Origin of the sequence: Vibrio spartinae (assembly GCF_024347135.1) — a bacterium.
Taxonomy (GTDB): domain Bacteria; phylum Pseudomonadota; class Gammaproteobacteria; order Enterobacterales; family Vibrionaceae; genus Vibrio; species Vibrio spartinae.
Genome location: NZ_AP024907.1, coordinates 2,894,024 through 2,913,798 on the forward strand (window position 1 = coordinate 2,894,024; position 19,775 = coordinate 2,913,798).

A 19,775-nucleotide genomic window follows, 5' to 3' on the forward strand; every position below is an offset into this window, starting at 1 on the left:
CCCAGTATTAATGCATCAATATCGGTAACTTGGTCCAAGAAATGTTTGCAGCCATGGCAACCCAGCCGAGCGCACCAAGGAATGCTAAACTCCGCAGCAGCTTACCCCGACCTAGTTTCAAGGTAAAAACGCCTAATGCGATATAAGCCAGCATACACATGAGTTTTTCAGTCAACCAAGCGGCCTCTGGCGTAAAAGGAATAAAGCCGGTCACCACGCACAATGCAACACCGGATAACAGCAGTAATGTATCTATCACATGCGGTGCGACTTTCAAAAAACGATGATGAAGCGCTTGAGAATTCATCATCATCAGCCCGTAGCGAAGACAAAATAAAGCGATACTGGTCACAATGGTGAATAGGTGAAAATATTTTAATCCCAGATACATAAACGTCCTCTTATGGGCACTCTTTTAGCAAAAATAAAACTAGGGCAGAAAGCAACCGACTGTCACGCGATCATTGCCAGAATCATCTTGCTCAGTGCGGACAGACTGATAACCCAGAGATTGCAGTAATCCTCTGACTAATTCAGCTTGCTCATAACCGTGTTCAAACAGCAGCCATCCCTGAGGTTGCAGGTATTGCTTTGCCGCGACTGCAATGGTTCTGATATCCGCCAGCCCCTGCTCTTCTGCAACCAAGGCAGACAGCGGTTCAAAACGAACATCTCCACGTTGTAAATGCGGGTCGTCCGCATCAATATAAGGTGGATTTGAGACAATTAAAGCAAATTTCGTACCTGCATCAACACCATCAAACCAATTTGCCTGATGAAACCGCACATTAGTGATACCCAACTGAGCCGCATTCGCCTTCGCTAACTCGCAGGCTTCCGGCTGAATATCAACCCCGGTCACATTGATATCGGGTAACTCAGAAGCCAGAGCCAAAGCAATAGCGCCAGTACCAGTGCCCAAGTCCAAGATAGGCCCTGTGACTTCCCGCGCCTTTTCCAAAGCAATAATCACCAGACATTCGGTATCCGGACGTGGAATCAACGTGGCCGAGGAGACTTGTAGCGGCAAAGACCAGAATTCTCGTTGTCCAAGAATGTATGCAATCGGCTCACCGTTCTGACGGCGAGTCAATAATTTAGCAAACCCGTTGAGCTGAGATTCAGTGAGCGTTTTCTCGGGCCATGTCAGTAAATATGAACGGGGTTTGTCCAGAACGTGGCAAAGTAATACCGCGGCATCAATCGCAGGCGAAGGACTGCCGCTTTCCGATAACACGGCAGTGCTGTAACGGGTTAATTCGTCGATTCGACTTGGAAGAGACATCATCGATTAGCGTTGCTCAGCCAAGGCTGCCAAGAGATCAGCCTGATGTTCTTGAATAATCGGACCGATCAAGCCATCCAACTCTCCATCCATCACTTCTGAAAGACGGTACAGCGTCAGATTGATCCGGTGATCAGAGACCCGCCCTTGCGGATAATTGTAAGTTCGGATACGGTCACTGCGATCACCACTGCCTAGCAAATTACGCCGGGTATCTGAGACTTCAGCTGCCCGTTTCGCTTCTTCAGCCTGAGCTAACCGAGCCGCCAGTACAGACATCGCTTTGGCTTTGTTTTTATGCTGAGAACGTTCATCCTGACACTCAACGACCACGCCTGTCGGCAAGTGAGTAATCCGAATGGCAGAATCAGTGGTGTTGACGTGCTGACCACCAGCGCCCGAAGAACGGAAGGTGTCGATTTTTAGATCACTGGCTTTAATCTCGGGTAACTCTGCTTCCGGTATTTCCGGCATAATAGCGACCGTACAAGCGGAGGTATGAACCCTTCCCTGTGATTCCGTTGCCGGAACTCGCTGAACCCGGTGACCACCAGATTCGAATTTCAACGTCCCGTAAATGTCTTCGCCACTGACTTTCGCAATCATCTCTTTATAGCCACCATGTTCAGCTTCACTGAATGACATGACTTCAATACGCCATCCTTTTCTTTCAGCAAAACGGCTATACATGCGGAACAGATCACCCGCAAAAATACCCGCTTCATCGCCCCCGGCACCGGCACGAATCTCAAGAAAACAATTCCGCTCATCATTTGGGTCTTTCGGTAGCAATAATATCTGTAGTGTATCGGTGAGTTGCTCAATCGATGCTTGTGCTGCCTCAATCTCTTCCTGAGCCATTTCTCGCATCTCTGCGTCATCTTCTTTCGCCATTTCTTCGGCAGCAACTAAATCTTCTTGCGCCTGCTGATACGCTTGAAAACATTGAGTCACTTCTTCAAGTTGAGAATACTCTTTTGATAACGCACGGAATCGATTTTGATCCCCAATAATGTCAGGATCACCGAGCAGGTGCTGAACTTCCTCATAGCGCTCAGCGAGCGTTTCAAGCTTTTGTAAAATTGACGCTTTCATAGTTTCTTCTTTATACGGAAATAATATCGAAATTAAAGATTATCAAGCCCCAGACTCTGTCTGATTATAGCCAACTTCGCAGGTTCTCCCTGCTCGGCAGCTTGCTGTAATGCACGGGTCGGCGCATGAATTAATTTGTTGGTTAACTTATAACTGAGTTCCTGAAGGATTTTCTCTGGATCGCCCCCCGACGCGAGCGCCTGAAGACTTTTATGCACCAGCTCTTCACGAAGATGATTCGCACTGTCACGGTAATCGCGGATACTATCAACAGCCTGTAATGACCGCATCCAGCTCATGAACGCTGCGCTTTCTTCACTGACAATCGCTTCAGCCTGAATCGCTTCAACCTTTCTCTGTTCGATATTGCTGTCAACAATCGACTGCAAATCATCGACACTATACAGGTAAGCATCACCAATCTCGCTAACTTCCGCCTCAACATCTCTCGGCACTGCAATATCAACCAGTAACATGGGTTGATGACGCCGGGCTTTAAGGGCTTTCTCCACCATCCCTTTGCCGATTATCGGCAAAGGACTGGCGGTCGAGCTAATCACAATATCAGCTTTGGCAAGGTGTTCCGGGATCTCTTGTAAACGAATCACCTGCGCATCGAATTGCGCCGCCAATCCCATCGCCCTTTCCCGGGTGCGATTCGCCACTATAATTTTCTGACAACCATTGGCAGCGAGATGCTTTGCCACTAACTCGATGGTCTCTCCGGCACCGACTAATAATACGGTAGCATGGGTCAAAGATTCGAAAATATGTTTTGCCAGCGTACAGGCCGCATAAGCCACAGAGACAGCATTGCCACCGATATCCGTTTCAGTCCGGACTCTTTTGGCAACTGAGAATGCTTTCTGAAAGAGTTTCTCTGTCGCGGCATCAACGGATGCCAGCTCCTTCGATTCTGAATACGCTTGCTTAACCTGCCCGAGAATTTGAGGCTCCCCTAAAACCAAAGAATCGAGGCCACAACAGACCCGCATTAAATGGCGGATTGCGGCTTGCTCTTCATGAATATAAATGCTCGGTTTTAACTCTTGAGGATTAACACGGTGAAACTCAGACAACCAATCGATCAAACGTCCTTTACTCGTTGGTTTTATCTCACAGTACACTTCTGTACGGTTACAGGTCGAAAGTATCACACTCCCTTTAACATCCGCATATTCCTGAAGCTGACTCAGCGCTTCAGGAAGCTTCTCTGGCCCAAACGCAACTTTTTCACGCAGTTCCAGAGGCGCTGTTTGATGATTTATTCCAATGGCAAGTAAGGACATCGACTGGAGGTACTCTGATCACATCTTTAAGGGGTAAGACAGGAATTTTACTGTATGCCCTTATTGAAGAAAAGACTTTAACGGATTTGTTTTTATAACTTCGTGATATCAATGCTATAGTATTTTTGTTTTAAAGAACCCATTTTTCGACCAAAAAAAGCCGTATTTATGACTTATCGTATCCTCCAAGTATTTCTGACTATCATCATTTTAGCTGGCTGTAGCAGCGTTCAGACACCACTTCAACCCGTGGAATGGCAATCACATCAGCAGCGTCTCCAACAGATCAGCACTTATCAAATCGCGGGGAAACTTGGCTACATATCGCCACAAGAACGTCGCTCGCTCAATTTTCAATGGCAGAAATCCGACCATCATAGTCAACTGCGTCTAACCACATTTCTGGGGCAAACCGTATTGAAGATGGATATTGATTCGCAACGCGCAGAAGCCGAGACCTATGAGGGACAACATTATACAGCGCAGACACCGGAATTATTACTGCATCAACTGACCGGACTGAATATTCCCCTGAGCTCGCTCAGCCAATGGATTCTGGGCCGACCGGCCTTTGCGGATACATTTTCTCTCAAGCCGGATAACACGCTGGATAGTCTAGAGAAAAAACTCGCCAATCAACAGTGGCGAGTACAGTATAAAACATACACTGCCGTGATCTTCAAAGGTCAGCAACTTCCGCTTCCCGAGCGTTTATTCCTGCAACAAGGGCCAACCAAAATCAATATCCATATCTCGCAATGGAAAGTCACACAATGAATACATCAGATATTATCAATACCGGCCAAACCGTCTGGCCATCACCAGCCAAACTAAATTTGTTTCTCTACATCACTGGTCAACGGGATGATGGTTATCATGAGTTGCAAACACTTTTCCAGTTTCTCGATTACGGGGATGAGCTGACGATCCGAGTCAATACGAGCGGTGACATCTCAGTCTCTCCGGCAATTGATGGCGTACCGTTGCATGATAATCTGATCTGGAAAGCCGCCCGACAACTTCAGCACAACACACAAACATCGTTGGGTGCGGATATTCACTTACATAAAATATTACCGATGGGTGGCGGGATCGGGGGAGGGTCATCCAATGCAGCGACGGCCTTAGTCGCACTCAATCATCTTTGGCAATGCGGGTTATCCCAAAGTCAACTGGCTGAAATCGGATTGCAACTCGGTGCTGATGTGCCCGTTTTCGTCGAAGGCCATGCAGCATACGCAGAAGGTGTCGGAGAAAAGCTGACACGCGTCACCCCGCAAGAAAAATGGTACCTGGTTGTCAGACCCGATGTCAGTATTTCAACTGCCGCCATTTTTTCGCATCCCAAATTAACTAGAAACACGCTCAAGCGAGATCTGGCAACGCTTTTGCAAACTCCGTACGAAAACGATTGCGAAAAAATTGTCCGAAAGCTCTACCCAGAGGTTGATAAGCAACTTTCATGGCTGCTACAATACGCGCCGTCGAGATTGACCGGGACTGGGTCATGTGTTTTTGCTGAATTTACGAACAAAAATGAAGCACAACATGTTCTTTCCCGTTTGCCGGATGGAGTTTCTGCTTTTGTAGCAAAAGGATCTAATATTTCGCCGCTGAAAGAAACTTTAACAGGCTATACTCATTGTTGTGAAGACAACCCTTGTTAAGATGGAAAGTGACACTAGGTCAGTTCACCATCATGGCAGAGTATGATCAATCGGCCCACACCCAACCTAAATTTAAATACTGGACGCAACCCTGAGGTTTCCACCGTGCCTGATATGAAGCTATTTGCCGGTAACGCTACCCCTGAACTAGCCCAACGTATTGCTGATCGCTTGTATATTTCTCTTGGAGATGCTGCTGTTTCCCGTTTTTCAGACGGTGAAGTTGCAGTACAAATCAACGAGAATGTGCGAGGAAGCGACGTATTTCTCATTCAATCAACCTGTGCACCAACCAACGACAACCTGATGGAACTCGTGGTGATGATTGATGCGATGCGCCGTGCTTCAGCAGGCCGTATTACCGCTGTTATCCCTTATTTTGGATATGCTCGCCAAGACCGTCGTGTCCGTTCTGCCCGTGTACCAATTACCGCGAAAGTCGTCGCTGACTTTCTTTCGAACGTTGGTGTTGACCGCGTACTGACGATCGATCTACATGCTGAACAGATTCAAGGTTTCTTCGATGTTCCTGTTGATAACATTTTTGGAACACCCGTTTTACTTGAAGATATGAAAGCAAGAAGTCTGGAAGACCCAGTCGTCGTATCACCTGATCTGGGTGGTGTTGTCCGCGCACGCGCAACAGCGAAAGCACTCGGGGATATTGATATTGCGATTGTTGATAAACGCCGTCCTCGCGCTAACGTGTCTGAAGTGATGAACCTTATTGGTGATGTTGAAGGCCGTGACTGTGTCATCGTCGATGATATGATCGATACCGGTGGCACACTCTGTAAAGCCGCTGAAGCTTTAAAAGCACGTGGGGCAAAACGCGTTTTTGCTTACGCGACTCATGCCGTATTCTCAGGTAATGCAGCGAAGAATATTAAGAACTCCGTTCTTGATCAGGTCATTATCACCGATTCCATAAAGCTTTCGAAAGAAATGGAAGCAACAGGTCGTGTGACTCAGTTGACCCTCTCAACCATGCTCGCCGAAGCCATTCGCCGTATCAGTAACGAAGAGTCAATCTCAGCGATGTTCAATTAATTGCTCATTTCTGTTTTAAAAAGCATCTCCCCGGAGATGCTTTTTTATTTCCTCAATGTTTCGCCATTAACTTTGATTCCCTAAAAACCGGTTGCTGCATTAATCATCACAATTTATGCCGTTTCTCAGGAAGTTTGGGGATAAAAAATTCTGTGCTATCATACCGCGCTTTTCATTGTAGACATCAGGGGAGCCTGACTGTGAGTCAACCCATAAAACTACTTGTTGGGCTAGCCAATCCAGGCCCAGAGTACGCAAGAACAAGACATAACGCAGGAGCATGGGTCATTGAAGAACTCGCCCGTGTTCACCATACAGTGTTAAAAAATGAGCCCAAATTTTTTGGCCTGACGGGTCGAATGACCATTCAAGGCCAGGATTTACGTTTACTGATTCCGACAACGTATATGAACTTATCCGGAAAAGCCGTATCCGCTCTGGCAAAGTTTTATCAGATCCAGCCGGAAGAGATTATGGTCGCTCACGATGAGCTCGACTTACCGCCAGGTGTTGCTAAATTTAAACAGGGTGGCAGTCATGGCGGTCATAATGGCTTGAAAGATACCATCAGTAAGCTGGGCAATAACAAAGAATTCTACCGTCTCCGGATAGGCATTGGTCATCCGGGACATAAAGATAAAGTTACAGGTTATGTGTTAGGTAAGGCACCTGAAAAAGAACAGGAATGCCTCGATGCCGCTGTAGACGAGTCTGTCCGCTGTTTGGACATACTGCTCAAAGAAGGTCTTACGAAAGCACAAAATCGTTTACACACATTCAAAGCTGAATAAGGTTATAGTCATGGGGTTTAAATGTGGCATTGTTGGTTTACCAAACGTTGGCAAATCAACACTTTTTAACGCTTTAACCAAAGCAGGAATTGAAGCGGCAAATTTTCCGTTTTGTACGATCGAACCAAATACAGGTATCGTTCCGGTTCCGGATTTGCGTCTTGATGCGCTCGCTAAAATTGTAAACCCTCAACGGGTATTGCCGACAACCATGGAGTTCGTCGATATTGCCGGTTTAGTTGCCGGAGCATCGAAAGGTGAAGGGCTGGGCAACAAATTTTTAGCCAATATTCGGGAAACAGATGCAATTGGCCATGTGGTTCGTTGTTTCGAAAACGAAAACATTGTGCACGTCTCTGGCAAAGTGTCTCCGATCGAAGATATCGAAGTCATTAACTTAGAACTGGCTTTGGCCGATTTAGACACTTGTGAACGAGCAATTCAACGCCAAGCCAAACGCGCTAAAGGTGGTGATAAAGCGGCAAAATTTGAAATTTCCGTACTGGAAAAAATTCTCCCCGTGCTCACCGAAGGCGGGATGGCTCGTAGTGTAACACTAGCAAAAGAAGAATTGACAGCCATTGGTTATCTCAATTTCCTTACCCTCAAGCCAACCATGTATATCGCGAACGTGAATGAAGATGGTTTTGAAAATAACCCTTATCTGGATGCCGTTCGAGAATTTGCGACACAAGAAAACAATGTTGTCGTTGCTGTATGTGCTGCTATTGAGTCAGAACTCTCCGAGTTGGATGATGATGAACGAGATGAGTTCCTTGCCGATCTGGGCATTGAAGAACCGGGATTGAACCGTGTGATTCGTTCAGGTTACGAACTCCTCGAACTGCATACCTATTTTACGGCTGGTGTGAAAGAAGTCAGAGCTTGGACAATCCCGATTGGTTCAACAGGCCCACAAGCGGCCGGAAAAATTCATACAGACTTCGAACGTGGTTTCATCCGCGCTGAAGTCGTTGGTTATGATGATTTCATTCAGTACAATGGTGAGAGTGGCGCAAAAGAAGCAGGCAAGTGGCGTCTGGAAGGGAAAGATTATATTGTCAAAGATGGCGATGTGATCCATTTCCGCTTCAACGTCTAATCCGACTGCAAATATTCGCTGAAAATAAGGCTTTCAATAGAGGGCCTTATGTTGTACCCCTCCATTATTTCATCTTTTGAAACATCAATCCTGAATCGCTCATCATCACTCTCAGCCAATTGATTTGCGAGTTATTTTGTCTATAAACAGCGCGGTTTGACTAAAAAAAAAACGAACAGTTGTTTTTCATCGATTTATTCAAAAAAACTATTGACGCTCTCAAGCCATATCCGCATAATGCGCTCCGTTCGCAGGATTATGGCTTTCCTGTTCTGGGGTTTGTGGCTACGTAGCTCAGCTGGTTAGAGCACATCACTCATAATGATGGGGTCACAGGTTCGAATCCCGTCGTAGCCACCATTTCCTAAGTACTTTTAACATGAAAAGTCTTTAGGAAAGAAATGCGGAAGTGGCGAAATTGGTAGACGCACCAGATTTAGGTTCTGGCGCCGCAAGGTGTGAGAGTTCAAGTCTCTCCTTCCGCACCATATTTAAGATGACTTTTTTAAGCGAAGTTATCACAACAGGTCTATAGCCAAGTGGTAAGGCAACGGGTTTTGATCCCGTCATCCCCTGGTTCGAATCCAGGTAGACCTGCCATATATTATTTGTCTCAATCTGGGAAAAAGAGATTGAAACAAATCGCGGGATTGATTATATTGTCTCGCTCAAAAATGAGGCTACGTAGCTCAGCTGGTTAGAGCACATCACTCATAATGATGGGGTCACAGGTTCGAATCCCGTCGTAGCCACCATATTAAATTCTTTTGCTACTGATATGCGGTGGTGGCGGAATTGGTAGACGCGCTAGCTTCAGGTGCTAGTGTCCGTTAGGACGTGAGGGTTCAAGTCCCTCCCTCCGCACCAAGCAAAAGAATATTACAGGTCTATAGCCAAGTGGTAAGGCAACGGGTTTTGATCCCGTCATTCCCTGGTTCGAGTCCAGGTAGACCTGCCATATCAAGTGACTTTGAACAATATGTTGAAAGTCAGAGCGAAAGCTCAACAATGAACAATGCGGAAGTGGCGAAATTGGTAGACGCACCAGATTTAGGTTCTGGCGCCGCAAGGTGTGAGAGTTCAAGTCTCTCCTTCCGCACCATAGTTAAGATAACGTCTTTAAGCGAAGTTATCACAATAGGTCTATAGCCAAGTGGTAAGGCAACGGGTTTTGATCCCGTCATCCCCTGGTTCGAATCCAGGTAGACCTGCCAATATTAAATGACTTTGGACAACACGTTGAAAGTCAGAGCGAAAGCTCAACAATAAACAATGCGGAAGTGGCGAAATTGGTAGACGCACCAGATTTAGGTTCTGGCGCCGCAAGGTGTGAGAGTTCAAGTCTCTCCTTCCGCACCACGGTTTTGTTATCACACAGATAACTGATATGGCTACGTAGCTCAGCTGGTTAGAGCACATCACTCATAATGATGGGGTCACAGGTTCAAATCCCGTCGTAGCCACCATATTAAATTCTTTTGCTACTGATATGCGGTGGTGGCGGAATTGGTAGACGCGCTAGCTTCAGGTGCTAGTGTCCGTTAGGACGTGAGGGTTCAAGTCCCTCCCTCCGCACCAAGCAAAAGAATATTACAGGTCTATAGCCAAGTGGTAAGGCAACGGGTTTTGATCCCGTCATTCCCTGGTTCGAGTCCAGGTAGACCTGCCATATCAAGTGATTTTGAACAATATGTTGAAAGTCAGAGCGAAAGCTCAACAATAAACAATGCGGAAGTGGCGAAATTGGTAGACGCACCAGATTTAGGTTCTGGCGCCGCAAGGTGTGAGAGTTCAAGTCTCTCCTTCCGCACCATGACTCTAACCCAGACAAATGTCTGGGTTTTCTTTTATCTGAACCGCGTAAATCACGTCTGATGACAACCGATTGTAGTACTTGTTTTGATTAGAATATCCGGATGAATAGGCTGGAATCGGCATACGATAAAGGTGTTGATATCCTTGTTTTTCTTGTTTGAGAAAACAGGGATGGTGATTTGTGAGGTGCTATCAATTCAGCGCCGACTTGGTTCCATTTGCTAGGCATAAAAAAATCCAGCCGTAGCTGGATTTTTGCTCGTAAGGATAAAATAAATTATCCAAGTAATCCTAATGCAGCACTTGGTGCTTGTTTCGCTTGTGCCAAAACAGAGCTTGATGCCTGAGAAAGGATTTGGGACTTCGTCAATGCTGTGGTTTCTTTCGCAAAATCGGTATCTTTGATCCGGCTCTTTGAAGCATTCACATTCTCATTGATGTTATCCAAGTTACTGATCGCATGTCCAAAACGGTTTTGGAATGCGCCAAGTTCAGCACGATGACTATCCACATACTTCAGTGCAGCATCAACGACAGCAACCGATTGTTGAGAACCGCCAACCGAAGTTACATCAATACTACTAACGGTTGTCGCTTTACCTTCACCGATACCAAGCTCACCAGCAAGACTGCCACCGAAGCTCACTGAACCATCCACTTTATTACTATCCGTGAATAACTGCAGTTTACCTTCATCATCAACAGACGCTTTCACCATGTCAGTCTGACCATTGATATAGGTCGCCAACTCTTCAATATCATCACCCGCTTTGGCATTGATATTAATGGTTTGCTCGCCATTGAGTTTGTCATTGACTGTAATGGACAGATCGTTGGCACCATTTTGTACTTGCCAGTTTTTCCCCTTACCATTCTCAGCAATATAAGACATACCGCCCATCATGCTATTGTCGCTACGCATATCTTTCAGGTGGAGCATGACAGCTTCACCGCTGTCAGAACCAATCTGGAAAGATTTGGTCTCGAAAGTACCATTGAGAAGCTTATTACCGCCGAATGATGTTGTTTCCGCAACACGGTTTAATTCATCATTCAATGCTGTAATTTCTTCCTGAATCGCAACACGATCCGATTTCGAGTTAGAACCATTCGAAGATTGAAGAGACAAGTCTCTCATCCGTTGCAGAATGCTGGTTGTTTCATTCATTGCCCCTTCCGCAGTCTGAGCAATTGAAATACCGTCATTCGCGTTACGAACAGCAACACCCAATCCTCGGCTTTGAACACTCAAACGATTTGAGATTTGAAGGCCAGCCGAATCATCCTTAGCACTGTTGATTCGATATCCTGAGGATAAGCGTTCCATTGATGAGTTCATCGACTGCGTAGCACTGTTAAGATAGCGCTGTGCCGTCATCGCAGAAACGTTCGTGTTAACATTAACCGCCATAGTGGTTTCTCCTATTGATTTTCCGACGTCGCGGAAATTCTTGACTGTTTTCCGACGTCTCGGAAAACTATAGTTCTCTCAAAGTTCGATCTTTTAGCGACTCAAAATGAATTTCCTTTAGAAAAAAGAAGGGGTTTTCGTAGTGAAGGGATCGTCCAGAAGAGAAAATGAGAGAGACAACACAAATCTCATATAAAACTCGGAAAAGACTCAAGTTTTTCCTCATGGTGCCGAGGGGTAGGAATTGATGCTGCCGATTAACGGCTCACAATAGCGCTGAAGTCATTTGATTTGGAGATAAGGAATTGATATGACGGGAAAAGAAAAAGCCCCTTATCTTTGAGAGAACCGGGGCTATTAGTGGTAGTCAATCATGTGGAGATCAAGAGAAATGAACACATCATGACTAACCGGGTGTATGATGAGGAATGAATATAAAACAGGTGTAAAACTTGAGAGCGCTTTATACCATCCACAAATCACACTTTACCAAAAAAGCTTTATCACATACCCACGTCTGAGCTGCATGATAAAGCTCTGCTACTACTGCAATAGTGACATTGCAGAGTTTGGTAACTGTTTTGCCTGAGCAAGTATTGAAGTACCTGCCTGTTGCAATATTTGAGCTTTTGTCATCTGCGTCGTTTCTTTCGCAAAGTCGGTATCTTTAATCCGGCTCTTCGACGCTTCAACATTTTCCTGTATGTTCGACAAATTATTGATACTGTGGCTTAAACGGTTCTGTTTTGCCCCTAAATCTGCACGTTGAGAGTCAACATACTGAAGCGCAGCATCAAGCACACCGACCGAGTTCTGCGAACTACCAACATCCATAATATTAGTGCTCTGAACCGTCGTATTCTGTCCAGGCCCGCCGTTCAGACCCAACTCAGAGGCCAACCCGCCAGAAACGGAGAGATTACCCTGAAGGTTAGACTCCGCCATAAAGAGCTGGAGGTGTCCTTCATCATCCACAGAAGCGGTGACATCATCTACCTGCCCATTGAGGTAAGTTGCCAACTCTTCGATGTCATCACCAGATTTCGCCATGACATCCACTGAAACCTGTTCGCCATTTTTCTTGGTAAACTCGAATTTCAGATCCCGAGCATTCTCGGGAACCCCCCAATGCATGTCTTTCGGTTGTTCGGACACAAATGTCTGACCGCCCATACGGAAATCATCAGCACGAATACTGGTGAGACCAACAATGATCGCTTCACCGGAGCTGGCACCAATCTGGAAAGCTGACTCACCAAACGTACCGTTCAACAGTTTCCGACCACCGAATGAGGTTGTTTCTGCGATTCGGTTCAATTCATCCTGAAGGGCCGTATACTCTTCATTCAGCGCCTTACGCTCAGATGGGGAGTTCGTCCCGTTTGCAGACTGGAGTGACAAATCTCGCATCCGTTGCAATATACTGGTTGACTCATTCATTGCCCCTTCAGCAGTCTGTGCAATCGAAATACCATCATTGGCATTTCGCATCGCGACATCCAACCCTCGGGACTGAGCAGTCAACCGGTTTGAAATCTGAAGACCTGCCGCATCATCTTTCGCACTGTTAATCCGGTTTCCCGAAGACAGGCGCTCCATTGAGGTGTTTAACTCACCCGTTGCCTTATTCAGGTAACGCTGAGCGGTCATCGCTGACACATTGGTATTGACTGTGATGGTCATAGTTTGCTCTCCTATTGAGTCCGCAAGCTTTCTGCGAAGCGGTCAGCTTTAACTCTTATTTGGAAGCACTGACCGTAAATAACTTGCCACATCTGCAACATTGCCGGTTCCAAACCGATAACTTGCGCTCTGATAGATTTAATTCAATTACTGTGCCAACTTTAAAATAAAAATTATTATCAAATTAAATCAACAGGTTAAATCAAATCAAACCATGCAATAACGTGTTTGGTTTTCTCTGCAATCCTGTTTTATTTCCGCTTTGCCGCTTCGTTGCCGCTCTATTGCCTCAGCAATAACGACATTGACATCCGCAACAGACAAAGCCTTAGCTTTCTTATTAACCCGCACCTCAAATCAGAGTGCTCGTCTCAACGAAGAACAATATTCAACACAACTCCTTTCGCGACTTATGGCATGGCACATAAGGCAAGTGAAAGTTAGATATAGTTGAACAGTGTTAAATCCTTCGTTTTACTGAAAGCCTTCTGAGATGCCTGAAGTGCACGCGTATTTTCGCTAAACTCGATCACGGCATCCGCATAATCAAGATCCTCAAAACTACTTTTGGATTTTGCCAATGTCAGTTTGAAGTCTTCATGTTCTTGTTCCTGAATATCCAATGTATTCAGTCGCGCACCGATATCCGTTCTCACTTTCGTTAAGTGGATAAAGGCCGCGTGAAACTCTCTGGTCACTTGATGGAGCTTAGCGGTCGCTGATCCATCGGCAACGGAGTCGCGTGAATATTCCATTGCCTTCTTAAAACTGTCAAAAATGTTGAATGTCTTTCTGGGAGACAGCTCGATGACATCTCCCGGAGAAATCTGGCCTTTCAGCTCAATATTGACACCTTCGTAATTGATACCGGTTTTGGGATCAAATTCTCCGGCCTGAACAGCACTGCCATCCTGTTCCAACTGATAGCCATATTTACCGTTCCCCATATCGACAAAAGTAACCGTATATTTCGATTGATCTTGAGGATCGGTATTGGTTGCTTTTTCTAGTAATAGCTCAGAGCCTTCCTGCAACCGATAATCGGGTTCATAGTCACCAAAAGGATTATCGATTTGCATAAATACTTTACTGCCGGGATTGTTGAACGGCATTTCCAGACTATTGGAGATTTTCATCTTGCGTTGATAATCATCACCGGCATAAGTCACATTGCCTTCTTTATCACGAAAGAAGGGCTGCTTATCCGGTTTAGTCCCGGAAAAAATGTAGTTCCCCAGTTCATCCTGAACATTCGCCAGATTCAAAAAGTTATCAGCCAGCTCTTCCAACTCTCGCTCTTTCGCCTGGCGATCTTCTGGTGATAAAGAACCATTGATCATCTCCATGACGGTTCGCTTTGCCTCATCGGCATAATCTTCCGCATTGGAGATAATGACTTCTTGATGTCCAAGTCGGTTACGCACCAAGACGATCGAATCAAGGTATTGGCGCAATTGCTCTTCTTGCTGACCCACATTCTGAATGTAATGAGTTGCCAGTGGATTATCACTGGGAGACATCAACTTTTTGCCCGATGCCAATTGAGCCTGATTGTGATAAATCTTGGCTTCTTGACGGCGAATATCATTCTGAACAGCCTGATAGTTATGGAAGCTTGAAATACGACCAACCATAAGATCCTCCTCCCTATCTCAACTGTAAAATGGTATTAAAGGTGTCATTGGCCACCTGCATAACCCGCGAAGATGCCATATATGCCTGCTGAAATTTCATCATGTTGGCGGCTTCTTCATCCAGATTCACACCGGATACAGAAGCAATCCGTTCTTGGGCTGCTTCTTTCTCAAGTCGGGCCACATCAGTCAGTCGAGACGCAGTGGACATTCTCAGACCGACATTGGTATTCAGATTGTGGTAAACATCCAGAATCGTGGACTCATTATTGTCCAGCTTCTTCTCTGTCTGAATATCCTGCATTTTTCTCAGGTTGCCGTTATCCCCAGCAGAGGGCACCAGGTTCGCGGTAAATTTATCTTTTGGCAAAGCACCGGCAGACAGTTCAAATGTCGTTCCCATCACGGTCACAGGGCCAGACGGTGGATAAGCTTGATTCTCTGCAACAATATTGCCGTCTTTATCTTTAACCGTGAAGGTATCTCCCAGCTCAGAGACATCGATTTCAAACTCGCGCAAATCACCGGCCTGTTCTATTTTAAAAGTGGCACTTCCCTGAGCGAAGGTGGTTGAAGCTTCATAACTCTGAGCGGCAATTTTTGCCGGATCGTTCATTTCCATTTTGATGGTTGCCGCACCGGAACGAGTTGGCCGGACGAGCACTCGCTCACCCGCTTTCGGTTCATTGCGAATTTCAATTCTCATCCCGTCGAGGTGGATTTCTCCACGACTGGGAGAAAGCACTTGCTGCTCACCATTTGGTAAAATCGCAATGTAGTCACTCCCATCATAAAGTAGTGAATATTCACCACCTTTCAGTTGTGAAACATCTTCGATATAGGCCGCCATATCGGCTTCAGAGTCACTACTGGTAATCACCCGTTCTTTGGCAATCCGCTCATCATTCACATCGGTAAACATCAAGTCACCGATATCACCATTCAGATCGAGGCCCTGCCGCTGCAATTTATTCACATCATAAGAGAAGCTGGTCGCAAGGCGGCCAATCTCATCAAGTACGTTGGGAATTTCGTTATCACGCATATTAAATAATGCCCCGATCTTGCCCCCCATATCTTTCGATGTAATCGCTTTAATCCCCTTTCCTTCAACCATCGCCAGACGCCATTGATGCGTATCAGGATAACCATCGATCATCTTCAATTGACTGGCTTCTGTGCCAGAAACCAAGGTGTGCCCGTTACCGATATGAATATTGAACCCTTCGGCATTTTTTCGCGGTGTTACGGTCACTTTGGTGTACTCTGAGAGCTCTTTGACTAACTTTTCATGTTGGTCCATCAGATCATTATGTGGCCCGGGAGTCCGCATCATTAAACGCTGTAAGTCTCTAATTTCTAAAGCGAGTTGGTTAATTCTCTTGATGCCGAGATCTAACCCTTTATTGACCGTCTCATACTGGCGACGAATCGTTTCATGAAAATCATTCAGGTTCTGGGTCATTAACTGGGATTTTTCCAGCACAACTTTCCGTGCTCCCATATCATTCGGGCTATCAGCGAGCGTTTTTAGCGCGTCAAACCACTCATTCATGTTTTCCGGGATTTTCTTAGAAGCAACGGAAGAAAGCATCTTGGATAACATATCCAGATTTTGTTCAGTATCATGCTTGTAGGAGTAATCTGTTGTGGCAATATTTAGCTCTTTGACGGCAAACTGATCCCATGAGCGGCGAACATTTTCCACATGGACACCCATGCCATAGGTCTGACCACCGTACATGCGCGGGGCATTCACGCCCTGAATCACAGATTGACGACTGTAACCTTCTGTATTTACGTTAGATATATTGTGACCGGTTGTATTGAGCTGTCTTTGAGATGTTAAGACACTCTGAGCCCCAATATTCAATAAATCAGACGCCATACCGCCCCCACAAGATAAAAATCATCAGTAAAAAACTGAACCTTCCATCAACATGAAGCAATATGTATGCCATTAAATTAATCAGATAAAATACAATGAGTTATTAAGATGCCGGAAGGAAATTTCCGCCCGACAGAAGAAGAGAGGAAGTGAACTAATCCATTTGCTGAATTTGAGAACGAACCCGCAGAACTTTGTTCGCGTAATCCGGGTCGGTTGCATACCCTGCCTGATGAATCCCCTCAATAAAAGAAGTCGGATTCCCCTGATGGTTATTCAGCGCAGTCATGTAACGCGGATTCTTTTTCAAGAATTGAACATAATCGTCAAAACTGTCTTGATACGAGTCATAAGATCGGAATGAAGCTTTTTCAACAACCGGTGTCTGGTCATAATATTCAAGGGTCTGAGTCGCCATTTTGTCACCCTGCCAGCTTCGATCTGCTTTGATATTAAACAAGTTATGGCTGTTTCCGCGGGCATTCGCGACCACTTTAGTCCCCCACCCCGTTTCCAGTGCGGCCTGAGCCAACAATACCGATGCATCAACCCCCAACACGCGAGCTGCTTTTTCGGCATAAGGCTTCAATGTACGGATAAAAGATTCGGGAGAGTCGAATCGACGCGGCTCCGTCACAGCAGCAGACTGACGAACATCCGTCATACTTCCCTGTTCAGAAGCTTGCTGTTGATGCGCCCGGACACGAGCCAATGCCTGTAATAAAGGATCAGGTTGAGATGACTTTTGATCGGTTTGAGAAGTCTGCCCATCAATACTGGTAGAAAGCTGAGCGACGATCATATCTGCGAGCCCTAACCGACCTGAAGAACTCAGTTGGCTCGCCATCTGTTCATCCAACATTTCGCGGTAAAAATCTTCCGTTTTACTATGTAACAGATCAGATTCAAAACCGGAGTTCGCTTTACGCATCGACTTGAAAAGCATCGATGTAAACACCGCCTCAAATTGTTTGGCTGCGGCCGTTAATGCTGATTTCTCACTCGTTTTATCACCGCTGACCGCTTGCTTACGCAGTTGGTCCAGTTGGGTAATATCCTGTACAAAGCCGATATCTTTTACATCATTGACCATCGTGCTTCCCCTTAAATGATAATCAGCTGGCCTTCAATCGCACCGGCCTGTTTGAGTGCCTGTAAAATAGCCATCAAGTCAGATGGCGCTGCACCGACCTCATTCACAGCACGGACGAGATCATCAAGCGTGACTCCCGTCTGGAAATTAAACATTTTTCCTTTCTTCTCTTTCACAGAGATATCGGAATCCGGTACCACAGCCGTTTGACCATTTGAAAATGGTTTGGGCTGACTCACACCCAGTTTTTCTTTGATAGCAACAGTCATGCCACCATGTGTAACAGCTGCCGGCTTTAACCGCACATACTGACCAACCACGATCGTCCCAGTCCGCGAATTGACAATAATTTTCGCGGCACCGACAGCGGTGTTAAATTCCAGATTTTCAACCGCAGAGAGAAACGCGACACGCTGTCCTGCATCTCGTGGGGCCCGGACTTGTACTGATGTCGCGTCAATTGCTGTCGCCATTTGAGGGCCAAGAAACTGATTGACGGTATCTGCCATACGCTGGGCGGTGGTGAAGTCTGAATCAATCAAATTAAAAGTGATGTAATCACCCCGGGCAAATGGGGTCGGAACTTCACGTTCAACACTGGCACCATTGGAAATGATACCGACGGTGGGGTTATTGCCCACGACTTTGGAACCATCAGCACCATCGGCACTGAACCCACTGACCACGAGATTGCCCTGTGCAATCGCATAAACCTGACCATCCAGACCTTTGAGAAACGTCTGCATAAGTGTGCCACCGCGTAAACTTTTTGCCGAACCAATCGAAGAAACGGTGACATCAATGGTCTGTCCCTGCTTGGAGAATGCCGGCAACTCGGCTGTGACAATCACAGCGGCAATATTTTTAGTCTTCGGCTTTGTTCCTCGCGGCAATTGAATGCCGAAATTCTGCAACATAGCATTGAAACTTTGATCGGTAAATGGCGTCGATTCGCCGGTTCCCGGCAACCCCGTGACTAAACCATAGCCCACTAACTGGTTACTACGCACCCCGGCCACTTGTGCGACATCTTTAATTCTTGCCGCCTGTCCCTGCAAGGAAACAAACAGTGTCGCCAGCAAAAAAAGTGTTAACTTTTTCATTCAATTTACCTTGTGCTTCTCTACCATGCACGTCATCTTCTCTGCCAAAAAAACGACGTTTAAACTTAGCTTATAAAGCAATATTGAAGAATCGTGCCAAAAAGCCGGGTTCTTGCATATCTTGATTGTTTCCGGTGCCTGAGTACTGAATTCTGGCATTCGAAATCCGATTCGACGAGATAGTATTATCAAAGTCAATGTCATCTGGGCGAACCGTACCACTTAAACGAATATATTCATCACCGGTGTTCAATGTCAGCCACTTTTCACCACGAATCACGAGGTTGCCATTGGCAAGCACATCAATAACTTCAACAGTGATTGAACCGGAAATACTATTACTCTGGTTGGCTGCGGCACTGCCAGAGAATTTATTATCATTGCCGAGTTTGTATGAAAAGTTGTAATCACCAATTTTCATTTCCTGACCGCCCACTTCCAACGGATCCATCGAAGCATCATTCTTTTTCGATAAATCTGCATCAGCACTTTTTGCTGCTTTGGTGCTTTCATTCAATGTCACGGTGATGATATCGCCAACTTGTCTGGGCTTTGAATCATTATATAAGCTAGTGGCGGCACTAAGATTAAACAAAGAACCGGTTTCCGCGGCATAATGCTTCGGACGATGATTGGGATGAATTGGTGCCCAGGCTGGATCATCGGCAACCGGATCAGCACGCCGGGTTAATCCATCCAATAATCCCTGACCGCTTGTATCGTCAGATTTATCACCTTCGACCGCATCAACCAAGGTTGTACCACTCTCGTCTTGCTCTTCCGAGGTTCCCTGTGGCATGAGCGAGCAGCCCGATAAGAAACAGATGAATCCCAAAATGAATAAGCGTTTCATCGAATACCTCTCATAA

At 45.9% G+C, this 19,775-nt stretch carries 16 protein-coding genes and 13 tRNA genes; 18 read left to right on the top strand and 11 right to left on the bottom strand.

Going from position 1 to position 19,775, the window contains the following annotated elements; genetic code table 11:
• Positions 1-7 precede the first annotated feature (7 nt).
• The 4 genes from OCU60_RS12905 to hemA are packed head-to-tail and all read right to left on the bottom strand — an operon-like array spanning position 8 to position 3,669.
• Positions 8-391: a SirB2 family protein gene (locus OCU60_RS12905; RefSeq protein ID WP_074371627.1), complete on the bottom strand. Its 384-nt coding sequence runs from the start codon at positions 389-391 to the stop codon at positions 8-10.
• Positions 392-430: 39 nt separating this feature from the next.
• A complete protein-coding gene (gene prmC, locus OCU60_RS12910) occupies positions 431-1,285 on the bottom strand; it encodes a peptide chain release factor N(5)-glutamine methyltransferase (protein WP_074371929.1) in 855 nt (284 codons plus the stop codon).
• Positions 1,286-1,291: 6 nt separating this feature from the next.
• Positions 1,292-2,380, bottom strand: a complete 1,089-nt coding sequence (gene prfA / locus OCU60_RS12915; RefSeq protein WP_074371628.1) for a peptide chain release factor 1 — start codon at positions 2,378-2,380, stop codon at positions 1,292-1,294.
• A gap of 32 nt (positions 2,381-2,412) precedes the next feature.
• The gene (hemA, locus tag OCU60_RS12920) at positions 2,413-3,669 is read right to left on the bottom strand and encodes a glutamyl-tRNA reductase (RefSeq protein ID WP_074371629.1); all 1,257 of its coding nucleotides are present in this window, start codon (positions 3,667-3,669) and stop codon (positions 2,413-2,415) included.
• Between the two features lie 168 nt (positions 3,670-3,837).
• Here hemA and lolB point away from each other — a divergent pair, with 168 nt between their 5' ends.
• The 18 genes from lolB to OCU60_RS13010 all read left to right on the top strand — a co-directional run bounded on the left by lolB (position 3,838) and on the right by OCU60_RS13010 (position 10,092).
• Entirely contained in the window at positions 3,838-4,446 is a 609-nt protein-coding gene (gene lolB, locus OCU60_RS12925) for a lipoprotein insertase outer membrane protein LolB (protein ID WP_074371630.1), read from the top strand.
• Complete coding sequence (gene ispE / locus OCU60_RS12930; RefSeq protein ID WP_370738661.1) at positions 4,428-5,336, top strand: 4-(cytidine 5'-diphospho)-2-C-methyl-D-erythritol kinase; 909 nt, start codon at positions 4,428-4,430, stop codon at positions 5,334-5,336. Before lolB ends, ispE begins: the two co-directional genes overlap by 19 nt.
• Before the next feature lie 105 nt (positions 5,337-5,441).
• Positions 5,442-6,386: a ribose-phosphate pyrophosphokinase gene (locus OCU60_RS12935; RefSeq protein ID WP_074371631.1), complete on the top strand. Its 945-nt coding sequence runs from the start codon at positions 5,442-5,444 to the stop codon at positions 6,384-6,386.
• A gap of 200 nt (positions 6,387-6,586) precedes the next feature.
• The gene (gene pth / locus OCU60_RS12940; protein WP_074371632.1) at positions 6,587-7,177 is read left to right on the top strand and encodes an aminoacyl-tRNA hydrolase; all 591 of its coding nucleotides are present in this window, start codon (positions 6,587-6,589) and stop codon (positions 7,175-7,177) included.
• A gap of 10 nt (positions 7,178-7,187) precedes the next feature.
• Positions 7,188-8,279 carry a redox-regulated ATPase YchF gene (gene ychF / locus OCU60_RS12945; RefSeq protein WP_074371633.1) on the top strand — a complete coding sequence of 364 codons (1,092 nt, stop codon included), beginning with the start codon at positions 7,188-7,190 and terminating at the stop codon, positions 8,277-8,279.
• 283 nt (positions 8,280-8,562) lie between these two features.
• Positions 8,563-8,639: transfer RNA gene (locus OCU60_RS12950), tRNA-Met, on the top strand.
• Positions 8,640-8,682: 43 nt separating this feature from the next.
• A tRNA-Leu gene (locus OCU60_RS12955) sits at positions 8,683-8,767 on the top strand.
• Positions 8,768-8,804: 37 nt separating this feature from the next.
• A tRNA-Gln gene (locus tag OCU60_RS12960) sits at positions 8,805-8,879 on the top strand.
• A gap of 78 nt (positions 8,880-8,957) precedes the next feature.
• Positions 8,958-9,034: transfer RNA gene (locus OCU60_RS12965), tRNA-Met, on the top strand.
• Between the two features lie 25 nt (positions 9,035-9,059).
• A tRNA-Leu gene (locus OCU60_RS12970) sits at positions 9,060-9,146 on the top strand.
• Positions 9,147-9,162: 16 nt separating this feature from the next.
• A tRNA-Gln gene (locus tag OCU60_RS12975) sits at positions 9,163-9,237 on the top strand.
• A gap of 59 nt (positions 9,238-9,296) precedes the next feature.
• Positions 9,297-9,381, top strand: a tRNA-Leu gene (locus OCU60_RS12980).
• Positions 9,382-9,418: 37 nt separating this feature from the next.
• Positions 9,419-9,493, top strand: a tRNA-Gln gene (locus OCU60_RS12985).
• A 60-nt stretch (positions 9,494-9,553) separates the two neighbouring features.
• Positions 9,554-9,638: transfer RNA gene (locus OCU60_RS12990), tRNA-Leu, on the top strand.
• A gap of 30 nt (positions 9,639-9,668) precedes the next feature.
• Positions 9,669-9,745, top strand: a tRNA-Met gene (locus tag OCU60_RS12995).
• Between the two features lie 25 nt (positions 9,746-9,770).
• Positions 9,771-9,857, top strand: a tRNA-Leu gene (locus tag OCU60_RS13000).
• 16 nt (positions 9,858-9,873) lie between these two features.
• A tRNA-Gln gene (locus tag OCU60_RS13005) sits at positions 9,874-9,948 on the top strand.
• Positions 9,949-10,007: 59 nt separating this feature from the next.
• Positions 10,008-10,092, top strand: a tRNA-Leu gene (locus OCU60_RS13010).
• 279 nt (positions 10,093-10,371) lie between these two features.
• On the opposite strand, the gene OCU60_RS13015 is transcribed toward OCU60_RS13010, so the two are convergent.
• The 7 genes from OCU60_RS13015 to flgH form a co-directional block, all read right to left on the bottom strand.
• Positions 10,372-11,505, bottom strand: a complete 1,134-nt coding sequence (locus OCU60_RS13015) for a flagellin (RefSeq protein WP_074371634.1) — start codon at positions 11,503-11,505, stop codon at positions 10,372-10,374.
• A 543-nt stretch (positions 11,506-12,048) separates the two neighbouring features.
• Positions 12,049-13,188, bottom strand: coding sequence for a flagellin (locus tag OCU60_RS13020; RefSeq protein WP_074371635.1), 1,140 nt, complete (start codon positions 13,186-13,188; stop codon positions 12,049-12,051).
• Between the two features lie 440 nt (positions 13,189-13,628).
• The gene (flgL, locus tag OCU60_RS13025; protein WP_074371636.1) at positions 13,629-14,822 is read right to left on the bottom strand and encodes a flagellar hook-associated protein FlgL; all 1,194 of its coding nucleotides are present in this window, start codon (positions 14,820-14,822) and stop codon (positions 13,629-13,631) included.
• A gap of 13 nt (positions 14,823-14,835) precedes the next feature.
• Positions 14,836-16,710 (bottom strand): flagellar hook-associated protein FlgK, encoded by a 1,875-nt coding sequence (gene flgK, locus OCU60_RS13030; RefSeq protein WP_074371637.1) that lies wholly within the window; start codon positions 16,708-16,710, stop codon positions 14,836-14,838.
• Between the two features lie 154 nt (positions 16,711-16,864).
• Positions 16,865-17,803 (bottom strand): flagellar assembly peptidoglycan hydrolase FlgJ, encoded by a 939-nt coding sequence (flgJ, locus tag OCU60_RS13035; protein WP_074371638.1) that lies wholly within the window; start codon positions 17,801-17,803, stop codon positions 16,865-16,867.
• Positions 17,804-17,814: 11 nt separating this feature from the next.
• Positions 17,815-18,906 (bottom strand): flagellar basal body P-ring protein FlgI, encoded by a 1,092-nt coding sequence (locus OCU60_RS13040; RefSeq protein ID WP_074371639.1) that lies wholly within the window; start codon positions 18,904-18,906, stop codon positions 17,815-17,817.
• 70 nt (positions 18,907-18,976) lie between these two features.
• A complete protein-coding gene (gene flgH / locus OCU60_RS13045; RefSeq protein ID WP_074371640.1) occupies positions 18,977-19,759 on the bottom strand; it encodes a flagellar basal body L-ring protein FlgH in 783 nt (260 codons plus the stop codon).
• Positions 19,760-19,775: the final 16 nt, after the last annotated feature.

Coding starts and splice junctions, on each gene's coding strand:
- OCU60_RS12905 (WP_074371627.1), bottom strand. CDS start 391: ATGTATCTGGGATTAAAATATTTTCACCTATTCACCATTGTGACCAGT.
- prmC (WP_074371929.1), bottom strand. CDS start 1,285: ATGTCTCTTCCAAGTCGAATCGACGAATTAACCCGTTACAGCACTGCC.
- prfA (WP_074371628.1), bottom strand. CDS start 2,380: ATGAAAGCGTCAATTTTACAAAAGCTTGAAACGCTCGCTGAGCGCTAT.
- hemA (WP_074371629.1), bottom strand. CDS start 3,669: ATGTCCTTACTTGCCATTGGAATAAATCATCAAACAGCGCCTCTGGAA.
- lolB (WP_074371630.1), top strand. CDS start 3,838: ATGACTTATCGTATCCTCCAAGTATTTCTGACTATCATCATTTTAGCT.
- ispE (WP_370738661.1), top strand. CDS start 4,428: ATGGAAAGTCACACAATGAATACATCAGATATTATCAATACCGGCCAA.
- ychF (WP_074371633.1), top strand. CDS start 7,188: ATGGGGTTTAAATGTGGCATTGTTGGTTTACCAAACGTTGGCAAATCA.
- OCU60_RS13015 (WP_074371634.1), bottom strand. CDS start 11,505: ATGGCGGTTAATGTTAACACGAACGTTTCTGCGATGACGGCACAGCGC.
- OCU60_RS13020 (WP_074371635.1), bottom strand. CDS start 13,188: ATGACCATCACAGTCAATACCAATGTGTCAGCGATGACCGCTCAGCGT.
- flgL (WP_074371636.1), bottom strand. CDS start 14,822: ATGGTTGGTCGTATTTCAAGCTTCCATAACTATCAGGCTGTTCAGAAT.
- flgK (WP_074371637.1), bottom strand. CDS start 16,710: ATGGCGTCTGATTTATTGAATATTGGGGCTCAGAGTGTCTTAACATCT.
- flgJ (WP_074371638.1), bottom strand. CDS start 17,803: ATGGTCAATGATGTAAAAGATATCGGCTTTGTACAGGATATTACCCAA.
- OCU60_RS13040 (WP_074371639.1), bottom strand. CDS start 18,906: ATGAAAAAGTTAACACTTTTTTTGCTGGCGACACTGTTTGTTTCCTTG.
- flgH (WP_074371640.1), bottom strand. CDS start 19,759: ATGAAACGCTTATTCATTTTGGGATTCATCTGTTTCTTATCGGGCTGC.